Source organism: Dactylosporangium sucinum, from assembly GCF_014647515.1.
Classification (GTDB): domain Bacteria; phylum Actinomycetota; class Actinomycetes; order Mycobacteriales; family Micromonosporaceae; genus Dactylosporangium; species Dactylosporangium sucinum.
This window is the reverse complement of record NZ_BMPI01000039.1, coordinates 20,557-39,570: the sequence shown is the minus strand read 5'-3', so window position 1 is coordinate 39,570 and position 19,014 is coordinate 20,557. Positions and strand designations below refer to the sequence as shown.

Below are 19,014 nucleotides of genomic sequence, written 5' to 3'. Positions count from 1 at the left end.
CGGATTCCCAGTAACCCGGCTCACCTTGCTCACAGCAGCGACAACTGCTCCACGTCGGGGCCCCCGGGCTTGACACGCTTGGATCGCGCGGCGCCTTCGGGCACACCGAAGCCCTCCGGCGAGCCCGTGGACGGCATGCGGGTGGTCCCGGTGTCGCCGCTCTGCAGCCCGTGCCGGCGCGACGCCATGCGGACGCGCGCCGACACCTCCCGCTGATACTCCCGGCCGGCGTAGAACCCGTCCCCATACAGCTCGCGATAGCGCGGCACCAGCTGCGGATGCTCGCGGGCGAGCCAGCCCTGATACCACTCCCGGGCCCCCGGCCGCAGGTGCAGCGTGATCGGCACGATGGAGGCCGCGCCCGCCGCCGCCAGCTCGGCGACCGTGGCGTCGATCGACTCCTGGGTGTCGGTCAGGCCGGGCAGGATCGGCGCCATCAGGACGCCGACGCGGAACCCCTCGTCGGTGAAGCGCCGCACGACGTCGAGCCGCCGCCGCGGGCTGGGCGTGCCCGGCTCGACCGAGCGCCAGAGCGCCTCGTCGAGGAACCCGATCGACATCGACACGCTCACGCTCGTCACCTCGGCGGCCTGCTTGAGCAGGTCGAGGTCGCGGGCGATCAGGGTGCCCTTGGTGAGGATCGAGAACGGGTTGGCGTGGTCGCGCAGGGCGGCCAGGATGTCGCGCATCAGCCGGTAGCGCCCCTCGGCCCGCTGGTAGCAGTCGACGTTGGTGCCCATCGCCAGGTGGGCACCGGGCCAGCTCTTCGAGGACAGCTCCCGGCGCAGCACCTCGCCCGCGTTGACCTTGACCACGATCTGCGAGTCGAAGTCGTGGCCGGCGTCGAGGTCGAGGTAGGTGTGGGTCCGCCGGGCGAAGCAGTTGTGGCTCACCACGCCGTTGGCGATGAAGTCGCCGGTGCCGGTCGTGATGTCGAACATCGGCACCTCGACGCCCAGCGGCTCGATGGCGGTGACCCGCAGCGACTCGTCGCCGCGCACCAGGTCGCCGATCGCCGTGCCGGTCGGGGTGGCCGGCGCGAACAGCAGGCCGAACCGGACCCGCTCCCGCGTGCCGCCGAGCACCCGCACGCCGCCCATCCCCACGTCGTCGGTCACGCAGGCGAAGCCGAGCACGGCCAGGCACTCCACCAGCCAGTCGACGACCACCTTGTCGACCGAGTGGAAACGGGGCAGGCCGTCAACCAGCCCGCCGGCCGCGTCGAACAGCCCGGCCACGAACCCCTGGCGCCACCGCCGGGCCGGCGCCTCGGGCCACTCCAGCACCACGCTGGCGTCGCGCACGCTGGCCCCGGCGAACTCCCGGTGGTCGCGGTCGCCGGTGGCCATCGCGTGCAGCCCCCCGCAGGCCGCCGCGTAGGCCCGGGCGCGGCGCAGCGCGGCGGCGGCGACCGGCCCGACGTGGCCGTCGCCGTTGACGAAGCCGCAGAGATACCCCCGCCGATAGTCCTCGTCCTCCACCGGCCGCTCCGGCAGCCTCCCGAGGCCGGTGAGACGGTTGGCGGTCGTGAGGTGCGGGCGGCGGCTGCGCCCGTGCCGCGCGCCGGTCACGTGCTTCCAGCCACGGTCGGACAGGAACCGGTGGTCGCCCGAGGCGATCAGGGTGGTGCCGTCGGCGAGCGTCACGCGATGGGCCGGCTTGAGGGTCGACCAGTGGGCCAGGACCTTCGTCGTCACGTATCGCCGGAGCCGCCCGTCGCGCACCGTGCCCACGATCTCGTCGCCGACGGCGAGGCCGGCCAGCGGGCGGGTCGTCCCGTCGGCCATGAGGATGGCGGTGTCGCCGGTCAGGCAGTAGACACACGCGTGTGAGCAGCCCCGATAGGGGTTGATCGTCCATTCGAACGGCACCCGTGAGGTGCCCGGCACGCGGTTGACGAGCGACTTTGCGCGCACCTCGTAGAACGTGACGCCCCGGAACTCGGGCGTGTCGAAGGTGCGGGCGACGGCCCCGGGCAGCGCGAGTGGCAGCACTCGCGACTGCCCGGCGTCACCGGTGCCGGGACCGCCAGTCGCCTTCAGGTTGTCCCATCGCACGGGTTCATTCGAACACGCGTACGAAGAGGATGCAAGCGCCCGGCGTGGGTGGTGACGCAGGGCGCTCGGCTGGCTACGCTTCGGCCCGGTCGGTGGAGTCCTGCTCGGCGGCGGCCTCGGCGACCTTGGCCCGGACCTCGTCCATGTCCAGGTCGCGGGCCTGCTGGATCAGCGACTCGAGCGCCTGCTCCGGCAGCGCGCCGGGCTCGGAGTACAGCGCCACGCCGTCCCGCACGATCAGCAGGGTCGGGATGGAGCGGATGTTGAACTCCATGGCCAGCTGCTGCTCCGCCTCCGTGTCCACCTTGCCGAACGTGATGTCGGGGTTCTTCTCCGACACCCGCTCGTACACCGGCGCGAACCGCTTACAGGGTCCGCACCATTCCGCCCAGAAGTCGACGAGGGCGATGCCCTCGCCGCCGACCTTCTCGGCGAAGTTCTCCACGGTCAGGTCTACGGTCGCCATGCTTGAAGCTCCGATCCTTCTCGGACGTCGCGTCGGGTACGCACCGTTGTAACCGCATACCCCTTACCGGCATTCCCAACCGGTGGCCGGGCTCACCCCGGCGCAGCGGTGCGGATGATCCATGATGAAACCATGGACCGGCCGACCTTCCTCTTTGACGGTGACTGCGCCTTCTGTTCATCATGCGCCCGCTTCATCGAGAATCGCATCAAGCCGCAGGCGGATGTCGTGGCCTGGCAGTTCGCCGACCTCGACGCGCTGGGCGTGACGGAGGACCAGGTGAGCTCGGCGGTGTACTACGTGGCGCAAGGCCACCCGGTGACCGCCGGCCCGGCCGCGATCGCCGACCTCCTGCGCGGGTCGACGCTCCCGTGGCGCCTGGCCGGTGGAGTCCTGGCGTTCCGTCCCGTCACGGCGCTGGCCTGGCCGGTGTACCGCTGGGTGGCCCGCAACCGCCACCGCATGCCCGGCGGCACAGCAGCCTGCGCCCTCCCCGAGAACCACCCGGCACGCGCTTCGTGAGGGAAGCATCCGGCCGTCCCGGCAAGGCCTCAGTGGGCGCCGCCCACGATCGCCTTGCCCTCGCGGGCGGCCTGCCGGTAGAAGGCGCGCACGTCGTCGAAGTCGGCCTCGAACTCGACCTCGTCGTCCGCCTCCAGGGCCAGCTCGACCGAGTTCGGCAGGTTCGCGGCGATCTCGGCGACCGTCGCCGGATCGTGCACGAAGGCCCCCCAGTACCGCAGTCCGCAGTCGACCTCCGCGCTCCCCGTGCCCCGCGTCGCCCGGGCGATCCACGGATGCGGGGCCGCCGGGTCGGCCAGGTCGACCAGCTCGTCGAAGTTGTCGATGCCCAGCACGTCCTCGTCCGGATCGATGCCCGCTGACGGCGGCCGGTCGAAGAACAGTGATGTCACGAACGCCGGCGACGCCGGTAACAGGGCCGGGTCGAGCTTGATCAGGGTCAGCCACACCGACATGGGGATCACGCCACCTCGGGGGACGGGGAAGCGGACGGGCGGCGCAGCAGGCGGCGCACCCACACCACGGGTGTCACCTTCTCCAGCGGCAGGAAGCTCGCCATCGCCACCTGGTGCGGGATGAACGAGATGGTGATCAGGCTGAACGTGAACAGGTGGAACAGGTAGAAGCCGAAGACCATCGCATAGCGGACCCGGGGGCGGACGAAGAACACCAGCGGGCTGAGCAGCTCGAAGCCCATGATGCCGAACTGGCTGACCACGGTGAACCCGGGAATGTTCAGCAGCCAGTGCGCGAGGACCGTCCCGCGGCGGATGAAGGACCGGGTCAGCGTCGCCCCCGTGAACCACGCCAGGCCGCTGTCGCGCAGCTTGGCCACCGCGGCCAGGAAGTACGTGCAGATGACGCCGACCTGGGTCATGCGCAGCGCGAAGCCGCCCGCCTCAGTCGGCTCGGTCTCGCCGTGCCGCGCGCGTCCGGCGGTGGGCAGCACGGCCAGCGCGACGAGGAGCCCGAACCGATCATGGTCGATCTTGCCGTAGCTCATCGCGATGATCATCCACTCGAGGTACAGGATGAACACCGCCCAGCCGAGCAGGCGATGCGCCCGGCCGGTCGCCGCCAGCAGCGACAGCGGGATGAGGGCGAAGAACGTGGCGTCCACGATGACGCGGTTCGGCGCGGGCAGGTGCAGCAGGTCGCCGATGACGAGCGGCTGGTACAGGTTCTGGGGTAGGTCGGCGTGCGAGCGGATCCAGCCGCTGAAGAAGGTGACGTCCAGCGCGACGAACGCGTAGACCAGCGTGCGGAAGGCCGCGATCCGCCCCTTCGGCACCGGGGCGAACAGCCACTTCGTCAGGGCCGCCATCGAGCCAGCACCACCTCGGTGATCTCGCCGGTCGGCTGGGCGTTGTGCAGGTGGTGGCGCTCCTCGACGATGTCGACCTCCACGAGCGGCGGCGCGGACGGGTTGCGCGCCGCGTACGCGTCCTGGATCGAGCGCAGCAGCGACGGGTCCTGCTTGAACCGCTCGATCTGGGACTCGATCTCGGCCCGCCGCACCCCGGCGTTGCGCTCGTTGAGCTGGATGCGCCGGCCGGTGGTGTCGATGCCGTCGGTGCGCAGCACGGCGATCGGCTCGTTGGGCGGGTCGGCGTTGGAGAACTGGCGCATCGGCGAGAACGGGAACCACCAGTCGTTGCCGACGGTGGAGCCGAGCAGCGTCAGGACGCCGAACAGCAGCGCGGCCACCAACCGGGCCGCGCGCCCCCGCGAAGTCAGGCGTTCCATCGGCGCCAGACTTTACCGTCCGGTACCAACCCGCGCGCGTCCACCATTCGGGGAGCTATCACGCTGTGTAGTGAGAGTGACGCCACAGTCCGTAGTGACGACGCTCAATTTTGGTCTCATTTTGATAAATGTGACCTGCGTCTCTATACGGAGCGTTGCCATCGAGGGGGATCGACCACCAAGATACTCATCACACAGCGTGGGCGGCGGGCGCCAGGGAGGGCCCCGCCGCTCACTGCGTTTCCGCACAGTTGGTCACTTTTCCCTACCGGCCTCCCGTGACGACCTGCATGCTTCGGCCACCGACAAAAGCGGAGGAGTTCGAGATGCAGTTCGGCCGCTACTACGAGGAGTTCGACGTCGGCGCGGTCTACCGGCACTGGCCGGGCAAGACCGTCACCGAGGCCGACGACCACCTGTTCTGCCTGCTGACGATGAACCATCACCCGCTGCACATCGACGCCCACTACGCGGAGACGTCGACGCAGTTCAAGCGCAACGTGGTGGTCGGCAACTACGTGTACTCGATCCTGCTCGGCATGTCGGTGCCCGACGTGTCCGGCCGGGCCATCGCCAACCTGGAGGTCGAGTCGCTGCGGCACACCGCGCCCACCTTCCACGGCGACACCATCTACGGCGAGACCGTCGTGCTGGACAAGCGCGAGTCGGCGTCGAAAGATGACCGCGGCGTCGTGACGGTGGAGACCAAGGGCTACAAGCAGGACGGCACCCTTGTCTGCGTCTTCCGGCGCCGGGTGATGGTGCCGAAGAAGTCGCACGCGGGCCCGGAGCTGCCGAGCTTCCCGGAGCCCAAACCGTAGTTCGTCAGGGAGGACGGCTGTGGGGTTGCTCCGCCGGCTGCTGGGTCGGGAACAGGCATGGGTCGAGCGCTGGGCGGTGTACCCCGGCGAGGTCGGCGGCCATCTCGCGATGTACAACATCGACCTCGGCGCGGTCGAGGCCGCCCCGGTGGCCAGGCTGCCGCGGCGCCTGGACGTCGAGTTCCGCTACAAGGGCGAGGGCGCGACCGGCATGCCCGACGCCGGCGAGCTGGGTGCGATCCACGCCTTGGACGAGGTGGTCCGGCAGGCGCTGCGCTCGGTCAAGGGAGCCCTCGTCGGCCGGGTCCTGTCCGGCAACACCGGCCGCATCACCGGCTACCTGCCCGACGGCGCGACCCCGCCGCCCCTCGCCGACGTGCCCGGCCTGACCCCGGAGACCACGGTGACCCCGGACCCGGGCTGGACCCGGGTCCGCGAGCAGCTCACACCCGACGCCTGGCAGCGCAACATCATGGACGACAACCAGGTGGTGCAGGAGCTGGAGGCGCACGGGGACCGGCTCAGCACCCCGCGCGCCGTGGAGTTCCTCGCCTACTTCCCCGACCCCGAGCGGGCCGAGATGGCCGCCCAGGATCTGCGCTCGGACGGCTTCGCGGTCACCGTCGAGCGCGGTGACGAGGGCGATTTCGTGCTCCAGGCGATCCGCAGCGACGCCGTGGAGCCGCCGGCCCTGCACGAGGTCACCTGGAAGGTGCGCGGGGTCGTCGAGCGCCACGACGGCCTCTACGACGGCTGGGGCTGCATGGTGCAGACCGGCTGATCCGTCGGGGCGGAGTTCGCGGTCAAGGGTCAACCGGCGGATTTGCCCGCAATCCGCGGATTTCTCGGCATACGCTTCGTTATGGGAGGTTGTCATGCCGAGCCAGCCCGCATCCAGCCACTTGACCCGCGTCGACCTGCCCCTGCGGCGGGCGGAGTGGGACCTGCTCGTCCGGCTTCCCCGTAGCGTGCTCGTCGCCGCGTGCGCCGGGAACGAGCAGGTGGACGCCGTCGCGGGCGTCGAGGCCATCGCCGCCGGCCAGCGCTCGCGCGCCCTGCTGGTGCGCGGTGTGGTCGCCGCCATCTTCGCCGAGCAGCTCACCGACGCCGACATCGACACCCGCGCCGCGGACGCTTCGGCGGTACTGGCGGACTGCGGCTTCGCCGTCCGGCTGCTGGACGAGCGGCTGGGCGCCGACGTCGCCCTCGCCTACGGCCAGTGGCTCATGGACATCGCCGGCAGCGTCGGCCGGGCCGCCTGGCAACCGGGCGTGGTCCGCCTGGGCGGCGTCGACGTGCTGCTGGCCGAGCGCCGATTCGTCAACGCGATCGGCCACGAGCTGGCCCGCGCCCTGCGCCGCTGAACCCCCGGCGCACCGGCGCGGTCCTGGGACGCCGGTCGGGTGAGCTGGACAGCCTTCTCATCCGACCGGCCTCCATCCACACTCTTTCCTCGGGCCGCGGCCTAGTACCGTCGGCGGCGATGGAGCCAGACGCCGAACTCGCCGTAGGAGTGGGTCCCTGGCCGGGGCCCTGGCCGGACGAGCCGCACTACGACCCGCAACTGCTCGCCGACGGCGACCGGCGCAACGTCGTCGACCGGTACCGCTACTGGCGCCTCGACGCCATCGTCGCCGACCTCGACACCCGGCGGCACGGCTTCCACGTGGCCATCGAGAACTGGCAGCACGACCTCAACATCGGCACCGTCGTGCGCAACGCCAACGCCTTCCTGGCCGCCGAGGTGCACATCGTCGGGCGGCGGCGATGGAACCGGCGGGGCGCCATGGTTACCGACCGCTACCAGCACGTCCGCCACCACGCGACGGTCGAGGAGTTCCTGGCCTGGACCCGGGCCCAGGACCTGCCGCTCATCGGGATCGACAACCTGCCCGGTGCGCTGCCGCTGGAGCGCGCCGCCCTGCCGCGGCGCTGCGTGCTGCTGTTCGGCCAGGAGGGGCCCGGGCTGTCCGAGCCGGCCCGGCTGGCCTGCACGACGGTGTACTCCATCGCGCAATACGGCTCGACGCGCTCCATCAACGCCGGCGTGGCCAGCGGCATCGCGATGCACGCCTGGATCCGTGAGCACGGAAACCAGTAGCCGAACGGTGCTCCAACCCGGCTCAAGACCCCTTACCGTGGGTATATGGGCGTCACAGTCAGCTGTCCCCGTTGTGGCGGTCCGGTGCGGCCGCCTGACCTCATGCACACCGAGTGGCGGTGCGACGACGACGGAGCGGTGCTGCCGTTGCACGTCGCGAGCCACATCGGGCCGGAGATCCTCGAGGCCGCCCGCACCAAACTCGTCACCACGGCCCAGCGCACTGGCGATCGCCGTCCCACGCCGATGTGGTGCCCCTGGCCGCTCCCCAGCGGCTGGACGGTCACCGGTGCGGGTCTGGTCGGTGACGAGCGTTCGGGATACCGCGCCACCGTCCTGGCCTGCAGCGGACCCGGCCCCGTCGAGCACGGGCCGGCCGACTGCGTGATCGTCGCCGAGGAGCCGGGCATCGGCCTGGGCAACCGTTTCGCCGGCCTGCCGGGCACCGATCCCGGCCCGTTCTTCGACGGCGACCTGGCCACCACGACCGCCCACGCGAAGGTGCGGGCGGCGGGCTGGCCGACCGCGCTGTGGATGGCGAAGTCACCCGAGGACCGCTGCGCCTACGTGGGTGAGGCGATGGGCATGTGGATCTACGTGGTGACCTGGCCGGCCGCGGCCGGGTATCTCCTTGAGGAAGGGCTTGACCTGCACGATCTCGCCGAGGATGTGCCAACCCATCTCGTCTTCGGCGCGCCGTCGCCCTATCTTCACGGGAAGGCGTAGACACTCGCGACTAGGATCAAGGTCCAAGTCGATATCGGCGCGGCAAACCTTAACCGTCAGCCGGGCGACTGCTACGCTGAGTTCGCTGCAACGGGGGTGCGCGACGTTGTAGCGAGAGGGGATTGACGGCGATGGTAAAGAAGGTCCTCACCTGGGGAAGCATTGCCTTCCTCATCTTCTTCGTGGCATATCGGCCGCAGTCCGCGGCGGAGGTTTTCAAGTCCATCGGCGGTGGGATCATGGACATCGCCGTCGGCTTCGGTGACTTCTTCTCCAGTTTGGTTGCCTGACCGCCATGACCACCGGGTCCGAGCCTCCCGAGGACGAAGGGCGCTCGCGCCGCTTCGAAGATCGTGACACGGAGCCGATCCCGCGCGCCCGGCCGTCCGAGGCGCCAACACCCTCCTCGGCGCCCAGCTACCCGGAGGACTTCGCCGACGCCCCCTATGACCCGCTGACCGACGGCGGCTACGCCGACCGCGCCCGCTACGACGGGCCGCCCTCGTTCACCGAGGACGAGTTCGCGGGCCTGCGCGGTGGTGAGGTCGGGCCGGTCCCGGTCGGCAGCCGGGTCGCGCCCCTCGACGAGGAGGCGAGCCGCCATGCCGCCCGCTATCTCTTCCCGACCGAGAAGTTCCGCGGCGAGTGGAAGCGGCACTGGATTCAGCTGGCCAAAGAGGGCCTGGTCGCGGTCGGTGCGACGATCGCGATGGGTTACGTCGCCGGCTGGCTGACCAAACACAACCAGACCCAGCTGCGCACCGCGGTGCTCATCATCTGGGCGCTGGTCATCCTGTGGTGTGCATGGCGCGTCGCCGACTGGTGGTACGACCGCTTCATCCTCACCAACAAGCGGGTCATGGTCGTTTCGGGAATCTTCACGCGCAATGTGGCCATGATGCCGCTGCTGCGGGTCACCGACATGAAATACGTGCAGTCATTGACCGGCCGCATGTTCGGATACGGGCATTTCGAGCTGGAGTCCGCGGGTCAGGACCAGGCGCTGCGAAACATTCGCAACCTGCCCAATCCGAATGAGCTCTATCTGCGGATCGTCGAGGAGATGTACGAGCCGGAGGCGGTCGAGGCGCGGCTCGGGCGGGCCGCGACGAGCGAGGATGACGGCACCTGACCCGGGTTCGCGGAAAAATCTTCCGGGCGGCTGCAACCGTGGCGACCCCCTGCCGCGTCTTCGAACGTGGGCGGTCGGGGGAGGGGAGCGGCGGTGCCGGACGAGGCGGTATTCCGTGAGGAAGATTTCCGTGAGTTCGTCGCGCAGCGGTCGGGTGCGTTGCTGCGCACGGCGTACCTGCTGGCAGGGGACTGGGCAACCGCCGAGGACCTGTTACAGATAGCGCTGACCAAGACCTTCCTCGCCTGGAAACGGCTCGGCCACATCGATGCGGTGGAGCCCTACGCCAGGCGCGTGCTCGTCAACACCTCCACCAGTTGGTGGCGGCGACGCTGGCACGGTGAACGCCCGACCGAAATTCTCCCGGAGAGCCCCGCCGCCGACCAGCTCGAGGAGACCCTCGAGCGGGACGCACTGTGGCGCCACGTGCGCGCGCTGCCCAACCGGCAGCGGGCCGTGCTGGTGCTGCGGTTCTACGAGGACCAGTCCGAGGCGGAGACCGCCCGGCTCCTCGGCGTCTCGGTCGGCACCGTGAAGAGCCAGGCCTCCCGGGCACTCGCCACCCTTCGTCAGCGCCTGAGCGCCGAGGGTGTCGAGCCGGCCGCTCGTGCGCAGCCGGCCCGGCCGCCAACCGTGAAGATCCCGCGGCCTGCCGCTGTAGTTGACGAGCCCGTGGAAGTGGGACTGGGGACGTGACCATGCTGGAAGACGCACTCCGCGATGCCTTCGCGGCCAAGGCGGGCTCGACGCCGCCCCGGTCGCTGGGCGGCATCGCCGATGAGGCCATTCGTGGCGCCGGGCGGATACGCCGGCGGCGGCGCGCGGTGACCGGCGGGCTCGCCGGGATCGTGGTGCTCGCCCTGGCCGCCATCGGCGTGCTCCAGATCGTCAGCCCGCAGCCCACCGGCGGCACCGGGCCGTCCACCAACCTGGCCCTGCCGCCCCGGACCGACGTGCCGTCGCAGGCGCCCACGAGCACCACCGCGCCGCCGCAGGCCGCCCGCGAGGTCGACGCCTACACCGGCACCGCGCAGCCCAGCAAGCGCGTGCGCATCCAGTTCCCGGAGAAGGGCTCGGTCGTCGCCGCGTACCAGGCGAAGGACGGCTTCCTGGTGATCAACAACCAGGCCGACGGCGACAAGCAGCTCGTCCTGCAGAACGACGACAACAAGCAGCAGGTGCTCGTCGAAGAGGCGCACGACATCGCCGTCGACAACGAGGGCGGCCAGGTCGCCTGGGCCGACGCGGGGACGATGACGGTCGCCAAGCGCGACGACGACACGCAGCAGCTCACCAAGAGCGCCTCCGCCAACGTGCCCGAGACCGCGGTCCCGGTCGTGTTCGTCGGGCCCGACCTCGTGCTGGGCAAGGAAGACGGCAGCGCCTTCGACGTGTGGTACACGAGCCGGAAATATGAAGAGAAATGGGATTCGAGCGTCGTGCGCGTGTTCGGGGCCCATCCGGACGGCAAGAGCATCTACGCCGAGGTGCGGGCCGGGACCGGGGAGCAGCCGATGTGCCTGGCGCTGCTGTCGCTCGCGCAGCCCTTCAATGTGCGCAACCGGATCTGCGGCCTGCCGAAGGCGGCCAAGGCCGGCAGCCGGATCTCGCCCGACGGGCACTGGCTCGCGTATCCGGTGGACGGCCAGAAGCAGGTCGCGATGCTCGACCTGACCAAGGTCTTCACCTCCGGCGAGAAGCCGCGGACCTGGAACGTCTCGGTGACGACCAAGACCGTCTGGCTCAACGCCACGACGTTCGTGGTGGACAACGGCACCCGGTTCCAGGCGCTGTACCCCGACGGCAAGGTCGAGACCCTGGACCAGACGAGCGACGGCGTGCTCCTCGTCGAGCCGCTCACCGCGGCGACGGCCACCACCGGCTGACCGGGCCTACCCTTAGCAGGGTGCGGATCGATCTCCACGCCCACTCGACGGCGAGCGACGGCACGTCGACCCCGGCGGAGCTGGTCGCCGAGGCGGCCGCGGCCGGGCTCGACGTCGTCGCACTGACCGACCACGACACGACGGCCGGATGGCCCGCGGCGATCGCCGCCCGCCCGGCCGGGCTGGCCCTCGTGCCGGGGGCGGAGCTCTCGTGCAGGTGGCACGGCGGGCCGTGGCCGATCTCGCTGCACCTGCTCGCGTACCTGTTCGACCCGGCCGAGCCCACGCTCGCGACCGAGCTGGCCCGGGTGCGGCTGTCCCGCGCGACCCGCGCCGAGCGGATGGTCGACCTGCTGCAGGCCGACGGCATCGACGTCACCTGGGACGAGGTGCTCCAGGACGCCGCGGGCGGCACCGTCGGCCGGCCGCACCTGGCCCGGGCCCTGATCCGCCGCGGGCTCGTCGGCACGGTGTCGGAGGCGTTCGAGCCGGAGTGGTTGGGCCGGCGGTATCGCGTGCCAAAGGAGGACCTCGACGTCTTCCTCGCCCTCCGGCTGGTCCGGGGCGCGGGCGGGGTGCCCGTCTTCGCCCACCCGCGCGCGACCACGCGCGGCCCGGTCGTGCCGGACTCGCTCATCGTCGAGCTGGCCGCCGCCGGCCTGTTCGGCCTGGAGGCCGACCACACCGACCACACGCCGGACGAGCAGCGGCACGTCCGCGACCTCGCCGCCGAGCTCGGGCTGGTCGTCACCGGCTCCAGCGACTACCACGGCCACAACAAGACCGTCCGGCTCGGCGCCCGGACCACGCAGCCGGCGGTGCTGGAGCGGATCGTGGCGGCCGCCTCCGGAAGCGACGTGGTGGGGTGACCACCGAGGAGTACAGCGGCTCCGGTGATCCGCGGCGCAGCATCGAGCTGCTCTGGGGCACCGGCCCGGCGCCGAAGCGCGGGCCGAAGCCGAAGTTCACCGTGGCCGGGATCGTGGCGGTGGCGGTGACGCTGGCTGACACGGAGGGCCTGGCCGCCCTGTCCATGCGCCGCGTCGCCGAGCAGCTCGGGGTGAGCGCGATGTCGCTGTACACCTATGTGCCGAGCAAGGCCGAGCTGCTCGACGTCATGGTGGACACGGTCAGTGCGGAAGCGGTCCCGCCGGCGTTCGCGGCCGAGGGCTGGCGCGACCGGCTGCAGGAGGTCGCGCGGAACAACTGGGAGCTGTACCGCCGGCACCCGTGGCTGCTCCAGGTCGCCACCACCCGTCCGGTGCTCGGGCCGAACGTCATCGCGAAGTACGACTTCGAGCTGCGCGCCTTCGACGCCGCCGGGCTGTCCGACGTCCACACCGACATGCTGCTGTCGCTGGTGCTCAACTACGTCGCCGGCGCGGCCCGGGCGGTCGTGCAGGCCGACCAGGCGGAGGCCCGCACCGGGATGACCGAGGAGGAGTGGTGGGGCCGGTACGCCCCGCTGCTCGGCGAGGTGCTCGACCCGCAGCGCTGGCCGACGGCCGCCCGGGTCGGACAGGCGGCCGGCGAGGAGTACGGGGCCGGGGACCCGCTGCGGGCCTACGAGTTCGGCCTGGAGCGGGTGCTCGACGGCATCGCGGCGCTGATCGCAGGTCGGTAGAGGTCTCAGGCGGCCAGGCGGGCGGGTCTCGCCCGCACCGCGGCGAGGCGCAGCCAGGGGCTCGCGAAGATGGCCAGGTAGATGAGCGAGATCCAGGGCTGGTAGTCGACGTAGAACTCGCGGGCCGGCATCGACCACGGGTTCTGGATCACGACGAAGCCGACGAAGTCCACCACCATTGCCGCGGCGAGCCAGCACAGTGCCAGGAGCAGGGTCTCGCGGGTCTGGTTGCCGCCGCGCGGGCGGCGGAAGTACAGGTACGCGGCCGGCGTGAAGACCAGCAGCATGATCAGGACGTGGTACGGGACCGTCGCCGTGAACGACGGCGCGGTCACCATGCTGCTCGCCGCCTCGTCCGCCGCCGCGGTGTCGTTGACCCCGGCGTAGATCAGGGTGCTGGCCGACGCCAGCACGGTCACGATCAGGTACGCCGGAACGAACCAGGCCAGCGCGCGCCCCAGTCGCATGAGTCTCTCCCCCGCTCGGAGTAAATGTGTAAGGCTTACACTAATAGCCGCCGGAGTGTCTGGCAAACTTGATCGATGTCTGAGCTGCCGAACGGGCTGCGCCTGTCATGGGGGCTGGTCGAGGCGCCGACGCGCGGGCGGCCGGCGAGCATCACGGCGGGCGAGATCGTCGCCGCCGGGGTCGGGCTGGCCGACGCCGAGGGGCTGGCCGCCGTGTCCATGCCGCGGGTGGCGGCCCAGGTCGGCGTCACGCAGAACGCGCTGTACCGGCACATCGCCTCGAAGGCGGAGCTCGTCATGCTGATGGCGGACGAGGCCAGCGGGCCGCCGCCGGTGCTGGAGACGGGCGACGGCTGGCGCGCGGCGGTGCGGGTGTGGGCCGGCGGCCTGATCGCGCGGTACCAGGCGCACCCGTGGCTGCTCGACGTGCGGCTCCGCGCGCCCGTGACGCGCAACGCGGTGCTCTGGACGGAGGCGTTCCTGCAGGCGACCCGCGGCATCGGGCTGCCGGTCGAGCAGCGGCTGGAGTGTGCGCTGCTGGTCGACGGCTACGCGCGGCACATCGCCGCGCTGAGCCGGGATCTGGCCGACTACGAGGCCGGAGCCACCGCTGATCTCGTACCGCTGCTGGAGGCCAACGGCTGCACCGAGCTCGCGGCGTACCTGCGGGCGGCGCCGTCGGGCGGCGGGTTCGAGTTCGGGCTGGAGCGGGTGCTGGACGGGATGGCCGCGCTGTTGTAGATGCTCTGCAGGTGGACCTCGCCGCGCGCCCGTGACCCTCGCGGCGCGCGGCGAGGTGGCTTTGCTATCGCAGCGTTGCGTAGATCGTCTTCGTCAGGGTGCCGTTGGCGTCGTCGCCGTCGAGCGACCACACCATCGCGCCGCCGTAGCCGCCGAGGCGGATGTACAGCGACTTCTGGGCGACGACGAGCGGGTCGTCGAAGGTCCAGAACGTGGTGCCGTTGAAGAGCCACGCGTGGCCGGACAGCGGGTCGTGGTAGACCTTGTAGCCCTGCTGCGGCAGCGTCGCCAGCACCTTGTAGTCCTCGTTGCCGGCGGCCCAGGTGGCGGGCGCCGGGCCGGCGGCCGGCTGGAAGAGGCCGCGGTTGGCGTTCGTGACGCCGGTCCAGCCCTGCCCGTAGTACGGGATGCCGAGGACGAGCGCCTTCTTCGGCGCGCCGCGGTCGGTCCAGGCCTTCAGCGTGGTGGCACCGCTGAAGTCGGGCGTGGTCGGGGCGCCCCGCGGGATGAAGAGCGCGGACTGCTGGTTGGTCGTCGCCTCCCACGTGCCGTGGAAGTCGTAACCCTGGATGGTGGCGAAGTCGAGGTACTTGAAGATCTTGTTGACCTCGAACCCGGCGTCGATCTTCGCCGGCGCGGCCGGCAGGAACGCCGTCAGCGTGGCCTTCTTGCCGAGCTGCTTGCGGAACTCGGCGACCATGAGCGTGAAGTTCTGCTTGTCCTCGGGCCGGATCACGTTGCCCGGGTTGCCCTCGGAGCCCGGCCACTCCCAGTCGAAGTCGAAGCCGTCGAAGACGCCGGTGTTCCAGAACGTCTCGATGCAGGACTTGACCAGGGCCTTGCGGGACTCGTCGGTCAGCACCGCGTTGGAGAAGTTGGCCGACAGGGTCCAGCCGCCGAGCGACAGGAGAACCTTGAGGTTGGGGTGCTTCTTCTTGAGCTTGAGGAGCTGGTTGAAGTTGCCGGCGAGCGCTTGGCCGGGCTCGTCCGCGACGCCGTCGACGCTCTCCTCGGCGCTCACGGGGCGCTGCCAGTCGGCCCACGGGTCGGCGGACGCGCACTTGCCCGACGCGTCGACGTCGCCGAAGGCGTAGTTGATGTGGGTCAGCCGAGCGGCCTGGCCACTCGTCTCGAGGTTCTTCACGTAGTACTGGCGGCCGTAGATGCCCCACTGGATGAAGTACCCGACGCGCTTGTACTGGTCCTGGTGGGGTGTCGAGTGTGCGGAAGCGGTGCCCGGCACGAGCGCGATCGACGCCAGTGTGAGGGAGACCGCGGCCCCGGCCAGGAACGAGCGTTTGCCCATGCACCCTCCATGACTGTAAGGAAACTTCACTGTTGAGTGGCAACGTAGGGGCACGGCTCGATGTCGTCAAGGCTTGGTAGCTCGATGGGGGTTGATCGCGGACAATTCGGCCCGTGGATCTCAAGCTGCTGGGCGAAGTCTTCGTCACCTTGCTCGTCATTCTGGACCCGCCGGGCGCGGTGCCGATCTTCCTGGCCCTGACGGGAACGATGACGCGCGAGCACCGGCACCGCGCGGCCCTGCAGGCGGTCGCCCTGGCGTTCGGCGTGATCGTCGCATTCGCCCTCGTCGGGCGGCAGATCCTGCAGTACCTCCACATCGACCTCCCCGCGCTGCAGGGCGCCGGCGGCCTGCTGTTGCTGCTGGTCGCGCTCGAGCTGCTGACCGGGAAGACGGACGACCAGCGCAACGAGGTGACCACGAACGTGGCGCTGGTCCCCCTGGGCACCCCGTTGCTGGCCGGCCCGGGCGCGATCGTGGCGACGATGCTCTTCGTCCGCCGCGCGGACGCCTGGTCGGGCTATGCGGCGGTGGCGATCGGCATCGTGGCCGTGATGCTGGTGGTCTGGCTGGTCCTGCGCTTCTCCGGCGTGCTGGTGCGCATCCTGCGCCCGAGCGGCATCGAGGTGCTGACCCGCATCGCCGGCCTGCTGGTGGCCGCGATCGCCGTGCAGTTGCTCGCGGACGCGATCGGCGCCTTCGTCACGGAGTACCTCCACCAACCACACTGATTCCGGTTTTGTCGTACCCGGGTGGCAGGATCTGGGGCGTGGACATGGAGCAGCTCGGCCTCTTCGCCCCACCCCGGCGGCTGTTCACCTGCACGCCCAGCAAGCTGGGCAGCTACGAGGACTGCCCCCGGCGCTACCGGTTCTCCTACGTCGACCGCCCGGCCCCGCCCAAGGGCCCGCCCTGGGCGCACAACTCGCTGGGCGCCTCGGTGCACACGGCGCTGCGCAGTTGGTATGCGCTGGATCCCGAGCGCCGCACCCCGAGCGTCCTGCCCAAGCTCCTCCAGGCGACCTGGGTCAAGGAGGGCTATCGCGACGAGGAGCAGGAGCGCGAGGTCTTCCGCCGCGCCCTGGCCTGGCTGGAGTCCTATGTGGACTCACTCGACCCCCATGACGAGCCCGTCGGCGTCGAGCGCACGGTGGCCGCCCGCACCGAGACCCTGGCCCTCTCCGGCCGCGTCGACCGCATCGACCAGCGCGGCGCGGAGCTGGTCATCGTCGACTACAAGACCGGCCGCAGCCAGACGACGCCGGACGATGCGCGCGGCTCGCGAGCCCTCGCGCTGTATGCGATCGCCGCCGAGCGCGTCTTCCGCCGCCCCTGCCGCCGGGTCGAGCTCCACCACCTGCCCACGGGCACGGTGGCCGCCCACGACCACACCCGGGAGTCCCTGGACCGTCATCTACGCCGCGCCGAGGAGACGGCCGCCGACATCCTGGCCGCGGAGGCGTCCGTGCGGGAGGGCACCGACCCGGACCAGGCGTTCCCGACGGCCGCGGGCCCATGGTGCTCCTGGTGCGACTACCGCAAGGCGTGCCCGGCGGGCCAGGAGCACCCGGCCCGCGATCCCTGGACGGCCGTGGAACGCCGCCCGGCGGGGGACGGCCTCTGATCCGGCCTCCGTCCGGGCGCGCCAGCCGCCACCGGCGTTGATACGGCCGCGCAGGCGGGGCCCGCTGTGCCGGTGCCGCGCCGTGCTCGGCCGAGCATGATCACGGACCTTTCCGGGTCGCGGGTGACACGCAAACGTCCGTGATCATGCAAAGGGCTCACCGAACAGCCGCCTGGGTCAGGTGGGCGGGAAGGCCACGGCGAAGCAGGCGTCCACCAGCGCGTTGAGGTCTGTGTCCGGGGACTGCTGGACCCAGTGGATCAGGGCCGTGTCGAAGGCCGCGAACGCCACCGCCACCAGGACCGGAGCCGTCACGTCCCCCGGTGGGCTCGTGCCCATGCGGGTGGACAGGTCCGCGGCCAGCGAGGCCTTCCACTCCAGCTGGCGTTCCAGGTAGCGGGCCAGCAGGGCCGGGGTGTTGACCATGATCTCGGTCAGGCGGCGGGACTTCTCCGGGTGCTCCCAGAGGTTGTCCGTGAACACGCGCAGCGCGTTCTGGACCGCCTCCTTCGGGGGCTCCGCCAGCGGGCGGGAGGACAGCGCCGCGCTCAGCTTGCGGCCCAGGTCGCTCAGGAACTCGATGATGACGTCTTCCTTCGAGCTGAAGTAGCGGAAGAACGTCCGCCGCGAGACGCCCGCCGCCGCCGCCATCTGGTCGATCGTCGTCTCCTCGAAGCCCTGGAAGGCCAGGAGTCTCAGGGCGGCCTCGGTCAGCTCGTCGCGGACGAGCTGGCGTTTGCGTTCCACGAGGCTCACCCGCGCATTCTACGTCCCCCAACGCAAACAACGGCACAGCAGGCCGTCGTTGACACTGAGTGCCACACAGGGCATCCTGGGACGCATGAGATGGACGACCGAGCAGATTGCGGATCAGAGCGGCAAGACGTTCCTGGTCACCGGGGCTAACAGCGGGCTCGGGCTGGTGACCGCCAGGGTGCTTGCCGCCAAGGGTGGGCACGTCATCATGGCCGTGCGCAACCTCACCAAGGGTCGGCAGGCCGCGGACGCCATCGACGGCAGCGTCGAGCTCCAGCACGTCGATCTCGCCGACCTGGACAGCGTGCGGGCCCTCGCCGACGAGCTGCGGGGGCGCAGGATCGACGTCCTCGTCAACAACGCCGGCATCATGATGCCGCCGCGGCAGCTCAGCGCGCAGGGGCACGAGCAGCAGTTCGCCGCCAACCACCTCGGCCACTTCGCCCTGACGTTGCTGCTCCTCGACCAGATCGAGGAGCGGGTCGTCACCGTCAGCTCCGCGCTGCACAAGCGCGGCCGCATCCACTACGACGACCTCGACGGCAGCGGGAGGTACTCGCCGATCGCGTTCTACACCCAGTCCAAGTTCGCCAACGTCCTCTTCGGACTCGAGCTGCACCGCCGCCTCAAGGCCGCCGGCGACCCGAGGCGCAGCCTCCTCGCCCACCCCGGCTACTCCGACACCAACCTGCAGACCGCCGGTCGGACCCGCGCCGTGAAGGCGCTCATGCGCGTCGGCAACCGGGTGCTCGCGCAGCCGGCCGAGCGTGGTGCGCTCAACCAGCTGTACGCCGCCGTCGACCCGCGGGCCCAGAGCGGGCAGTTCATCGGGCCCGACGGGAGGGGCGAGCACCGCGGCTGGCCCACGGAGGTCCAGCCCGTCGGGCCGGCCCGGGACGAGGCCGACGCGCGGCGGCTCTGGGAGCTCTCCGAGCGGGTCACGGGTGTGCAACTTTCAAGCGCTGACCTGGGCCGACAGCGCCGATAGAGCGCTCTCCTTCAAAATCAAGAAGCGGCGGCGGTTCAATCCAGCAACTGC

The 19,014-nt window shown here is 70.7% G+C and carries 24 protein-coding genes; 16 read left to right on the top strand and 8 right to left on the bottom strand.

Annotated features, from left to right (window positions below; genetic code table 11):
* Positions 1–29 precede the first annotated feature (29 nt).
* Positions 30–1,994: an intein-containing Rv2578c family radical SAM protein gene (locus IEZ31_RS33735; RefSeq protein WP_373294733.1), complete on the bottom strand. Its 1,965-nt coding sequence runs from the start codon at positions 1,992–1,994 to the stop codon at positions 30–32.
* A 136-nt stretch (positions 1,995–2,130) separates the two neighbouring features.
* Entirely contained in the window at positions 2,131–2,523 is a 393-nt protein-coding gene (gene trxA / locus IEZ31_RS33730; protein WP_190254101.1) for a thioredoxin, read from the bottom strand.
* A gap of 132 nt (positions 2,524–2,655) precedes the next feature.
* Here trxA and IEZ31_RS33725 point away from each other — a divergent pair, with 132 nt between their 5' ends.
* The gene (locus tag IEZ31_RS33725) at positions 2,656–3,045 is read left to right on the top strand and encodes a thiol-disulfide oxidoreductase DCC family protein (RefSeq protein ID WP_190254100.1); all 390 of its coding nucleotides are present in this window, start codon (positions 2,656–2,658) and stop codon (positions 3,043–3,045) included.
* A 29-nt stretch (positions 3,046–3,074) separates the two neighbouring features.
* On the opposite strand, the gene IEZ31_RS33720 is transcribed toward IEZ31_RS33725, so the two are convergent.
* The 3 genes from IEZ31_RS33720 to IEZ31_RS33710 are packed head-to-tail and all read right to left on the bottom strand — an operon-like array spanning position 3,075 to position 4,791.
* Complete coding sequence (locus IEZ31_RS33720; RefSeq protein WP_190254099.1) at positions 3,075–3,500, bottom strand: hypothetical protein; 426 nt, start codon at positions 3,498–3,500, stop codon at positions 3,075–3,077.
* Between the two features lie 5 nt (positions 3,501–3,505).
* Entirely contained in the window at positions 3,506–4,369 is an 864-nt protein-coding gene (locus IEZ31_RS33715; protein ID WP_229836073.1) for an HTTM domain-containing protein, read from the bottom strand.
* Entirely contained in the window at positions 4,357–4,791 is a 435-nt protein-coding gene (locus IEZ31_RS33710) for a hypothetical protein (protein WP_190254098.1), read from the bottom strand. The genes IEZ31_RS33715 and IEZ31_RS33710 overlap by 13 nt, the downstream gene beginning before the upstream one ends.
* Before the next feature lie 326 nt (positions 4,792–5,117).
* Here IEZ31_RS33710 and IEZ31_RS33705 point away from each other — a divergent pair, with 326 nt between their 5' ends.
* From IEZ31_RS33705 to IEZ31_RS33660, 11 genes are all read left to right on the top strand, one after another.
* On the top strand, positions 5,118–5,612 hold the full coding sequence (locus tag IEZ31_RS33705) for a MaoC family dehydratase (RefSeq protein ID WP_190254097.1): 495 nt from the start codon (positions 5,118–5,120) through the stop codon (positions 5,610–5,612).
* A 19-nt stretch (positions 5,613–5,631) separates the two neighbouring features.
* Positions 5,632–6,393, top strand: a complete 762-nt coding sequence (locus IEZ31_RS33700) for a DUF695 domain-containing protein (protein WP_190254096.1) — start codon at positions 5,632–5,634, stop codon at positions 6,391–6,393.
* Between the two features lie 94 nt (positions 6,394–6,487).
* Positions 6,488–6,976: a hypothetical protein gene (locus IEZ31_RS33695; RefSeq protein ID WP_190254095.1), complete on the top strand. Its 489-nt coding sequence runs from the start codon at positions 6,488–6,490 to the stop codon at positions 6,974–6,976.
* Positions 6,977–7,095: 119 nt separating this feature from the next.
* Entirely contained in the window at positions 7,096–7,713 is a 618-nt protein-coding gene (locus IEZ31_RS33690) for a TrmH family RNA methyltransferase (protein WP_190254094.1), read from the top strand.
* 45 nt (positions 7,714–7,758) lie between these two features.
* Positions 7,759–8,439: a DUF6758 family protein gene (locus IEZ31_RS33685; RefSeq protein WP_308429459.1), complete on the top strand. Its 681-nt coding sequence runs from the start codon at positions 7,759–7,761 to the stop codon at positions 8,437–8,439.
* 131 nt (positions 8,440–8,570) lie between these two features.
* Positions 8,571–8,729, top strand: a complete 159-nt coding sequence (locus tag IEZ31_RS33680) for a hypothetical protein (RefSeq protein WP_190254092.1) — start codon at positions 8,571–8,573, stop codon at positions 8,727–8,729.
* Positions 8,730–8,734: 5 nt separating this feature from the next.
* Positions 8,735–9,571 (top strand): PH domain-containing protein, encoded by an 837-nt coding sequence (locus tag IEZ31_RS33675; RefSeq protein ID WP_190254091.1) that lies wholly within the window; start codon positions 8,735–8,737, stop codon positions 9,569–9,571.
* A 93-nt stretch (positions 9,572–9,664) separates the two neighbouring features.
* Positions 9,665–10,267 (top strand): SigE family RNA polymerase sigma factor, encoded by a 603-nt coding sequence (locus tag IEZ31_RS33670; RefSeq protein WP_190254090.1) that lies wholly within the window; start codon positions 9,665–9,667, stop codon positions 10,265–10,267.
* A complete protein-coding gene (locus tag IEZ31_RS57045; protein WP_229836072.1) occupies positions 10,264–11,457 on the top strand; it encodes a hypothetical protein in 1,194 nt (397 codons plus the stop codon). The genes IEZ31_RS33670 and IEZ31_RS57045 overlap by 4 nt, the downstream gene beginning before the upstream one ends.
* A gap of 20 nt (positions 11,458–11,477) precedes the next feature.
* Positions 11,478–12,326, top strand: coding sequence for a PHP domain-containing protein (locus IEZ31_RS57040; RefSeq protein WP_229836071.1), 849 nt, complete (start codon positions 11,478–11,480; stop codon positions 12,324–12,326).
* A complete protein-coding gene (locus tag IEZ31_RS33660; RefSeq protein WP_190254088.1) occupies positions 12,323–13,081 on the top strand; it encodes a TetR/AcrR family transcriptional regulator in 759 nt (252 codons plus the stop codon). Before IEZ31_RS57040 ends, IEZ31_RS33660 begins: the two co-directional genes overlap by 4 nt.
* Before the next feature lie 5 nt (positions 13,082–13,086).
* On the opposite strand, the gene IEZ31_RS33655 is transcribed toward IEZ31_RS33660, so the two are convergent.
* Complete coding sequence (locus tag IEZ31_RS33655; RefSeq protein WP_190254087.1) at positions 13,087–13,548, bottom strand: hypothetical protein; 462 nt, start codon at positions 13,546–13,548, stop codon at positions 13,087–13,089.
* A 75-nt stretch (positions 13,549–13,623) separates the two neighbouring features.
* Between IEZ31_RS33655 and IEZ31_RS33650 the strand changes: the two genes are divergently transcribed.
* The gene (locus IEZ31_RS33650; protein WP_190254086.1) at positions 13,624–14,289 is read left to right on the top strand and encodes a TetR/AcrR family transcriptional regulator; all 666 of its coding nucleotides are present in this window, start codon (positions 13,624–13,626) and stop codon (positions 14,287–14,289) included.
* A 64-nt stretch (positions 14,290–14,353) separates the two neighbouring features.
* Here the strand turns inward: IEZ31_RS33650 and IEZ31_RS33645 are convergent, their stop codons facing one another.
* On the bottom strand, positions 14,354–15,595 hold the full coding sequence (locus IEZ31_RS33645) for a glycoside hydrolase family 18 protein (RefSeq protein WP_190254085.1): 1,242 nt from the start codon (positions 15,593–15,595) through the stop codon (positions 14,354–14,356).
* Between the two features lie 113 nt (positions 15,596–15,708).
* Between IEZ31_RS33645 and IEZ31_RS33640 the strand changes: the two genes are divergently transcribed.
* Positions 15,709–16,326 carry a MarC family protein gene (locus tag IEZ31_RS33640; protein WP_190254084.1) on the top strand — a complete coding sequence of 206 codons (618 nt, stop codon included), beginning with the start codon at positions 15,709–15,711 and terminating at the stop codon, positions 16,324–16,326.
* Between the two features lie 44 nt (positions 16,327–16,370).
* Positions 16,371–17,219, top strand: coding sequence for a RecB family exonuclease (locus tag IEZ31_RS33635; protein ID WP_190254161.1), 849 nt, complete (start codon positions 16,371–16,373; stop codon positions 17,217–17,219).
* Between the two features lie 177 nt (positions 17,220–17,396).
* Here the strand turns inward: IEZ31_RS33635 and IEZ31_RS33630 are convergent, their stop codons facing one another.
* Positions 17,397–17,975 carry a TetR family transcriptional regulator gene (locus IEZ31_RS33630; protein WP_190254083.1) on the bottom strand — a complete coding sequence of 193 codons (579 nt, stop codon included), beginning with the start codon at positions 17,973–17,975 and terminating at the stop codon, positions 17,397–17,399.
* An 85-nt stretch (positions 17,976–18,060) separates the two neighbouring features.
* On the opposite strand from IEZ31_RS33630, the gene IEZ31_RS33625 reads away from it, so the two are divergent.
* Positions 18,061–18,963 (top strand): oxidoreductase, encoded by a 903-nt coding sequence (locus tag IEZ31_RS33625; RefSeq protein WP_190254082.1) that lies wholly within the window; start codon positions 18,061–18,063, stop codon positions 18,961–18,963.
* The last annotated feature ends 51 nt before the right edge of the window (positions 18,964–19,014 follow it).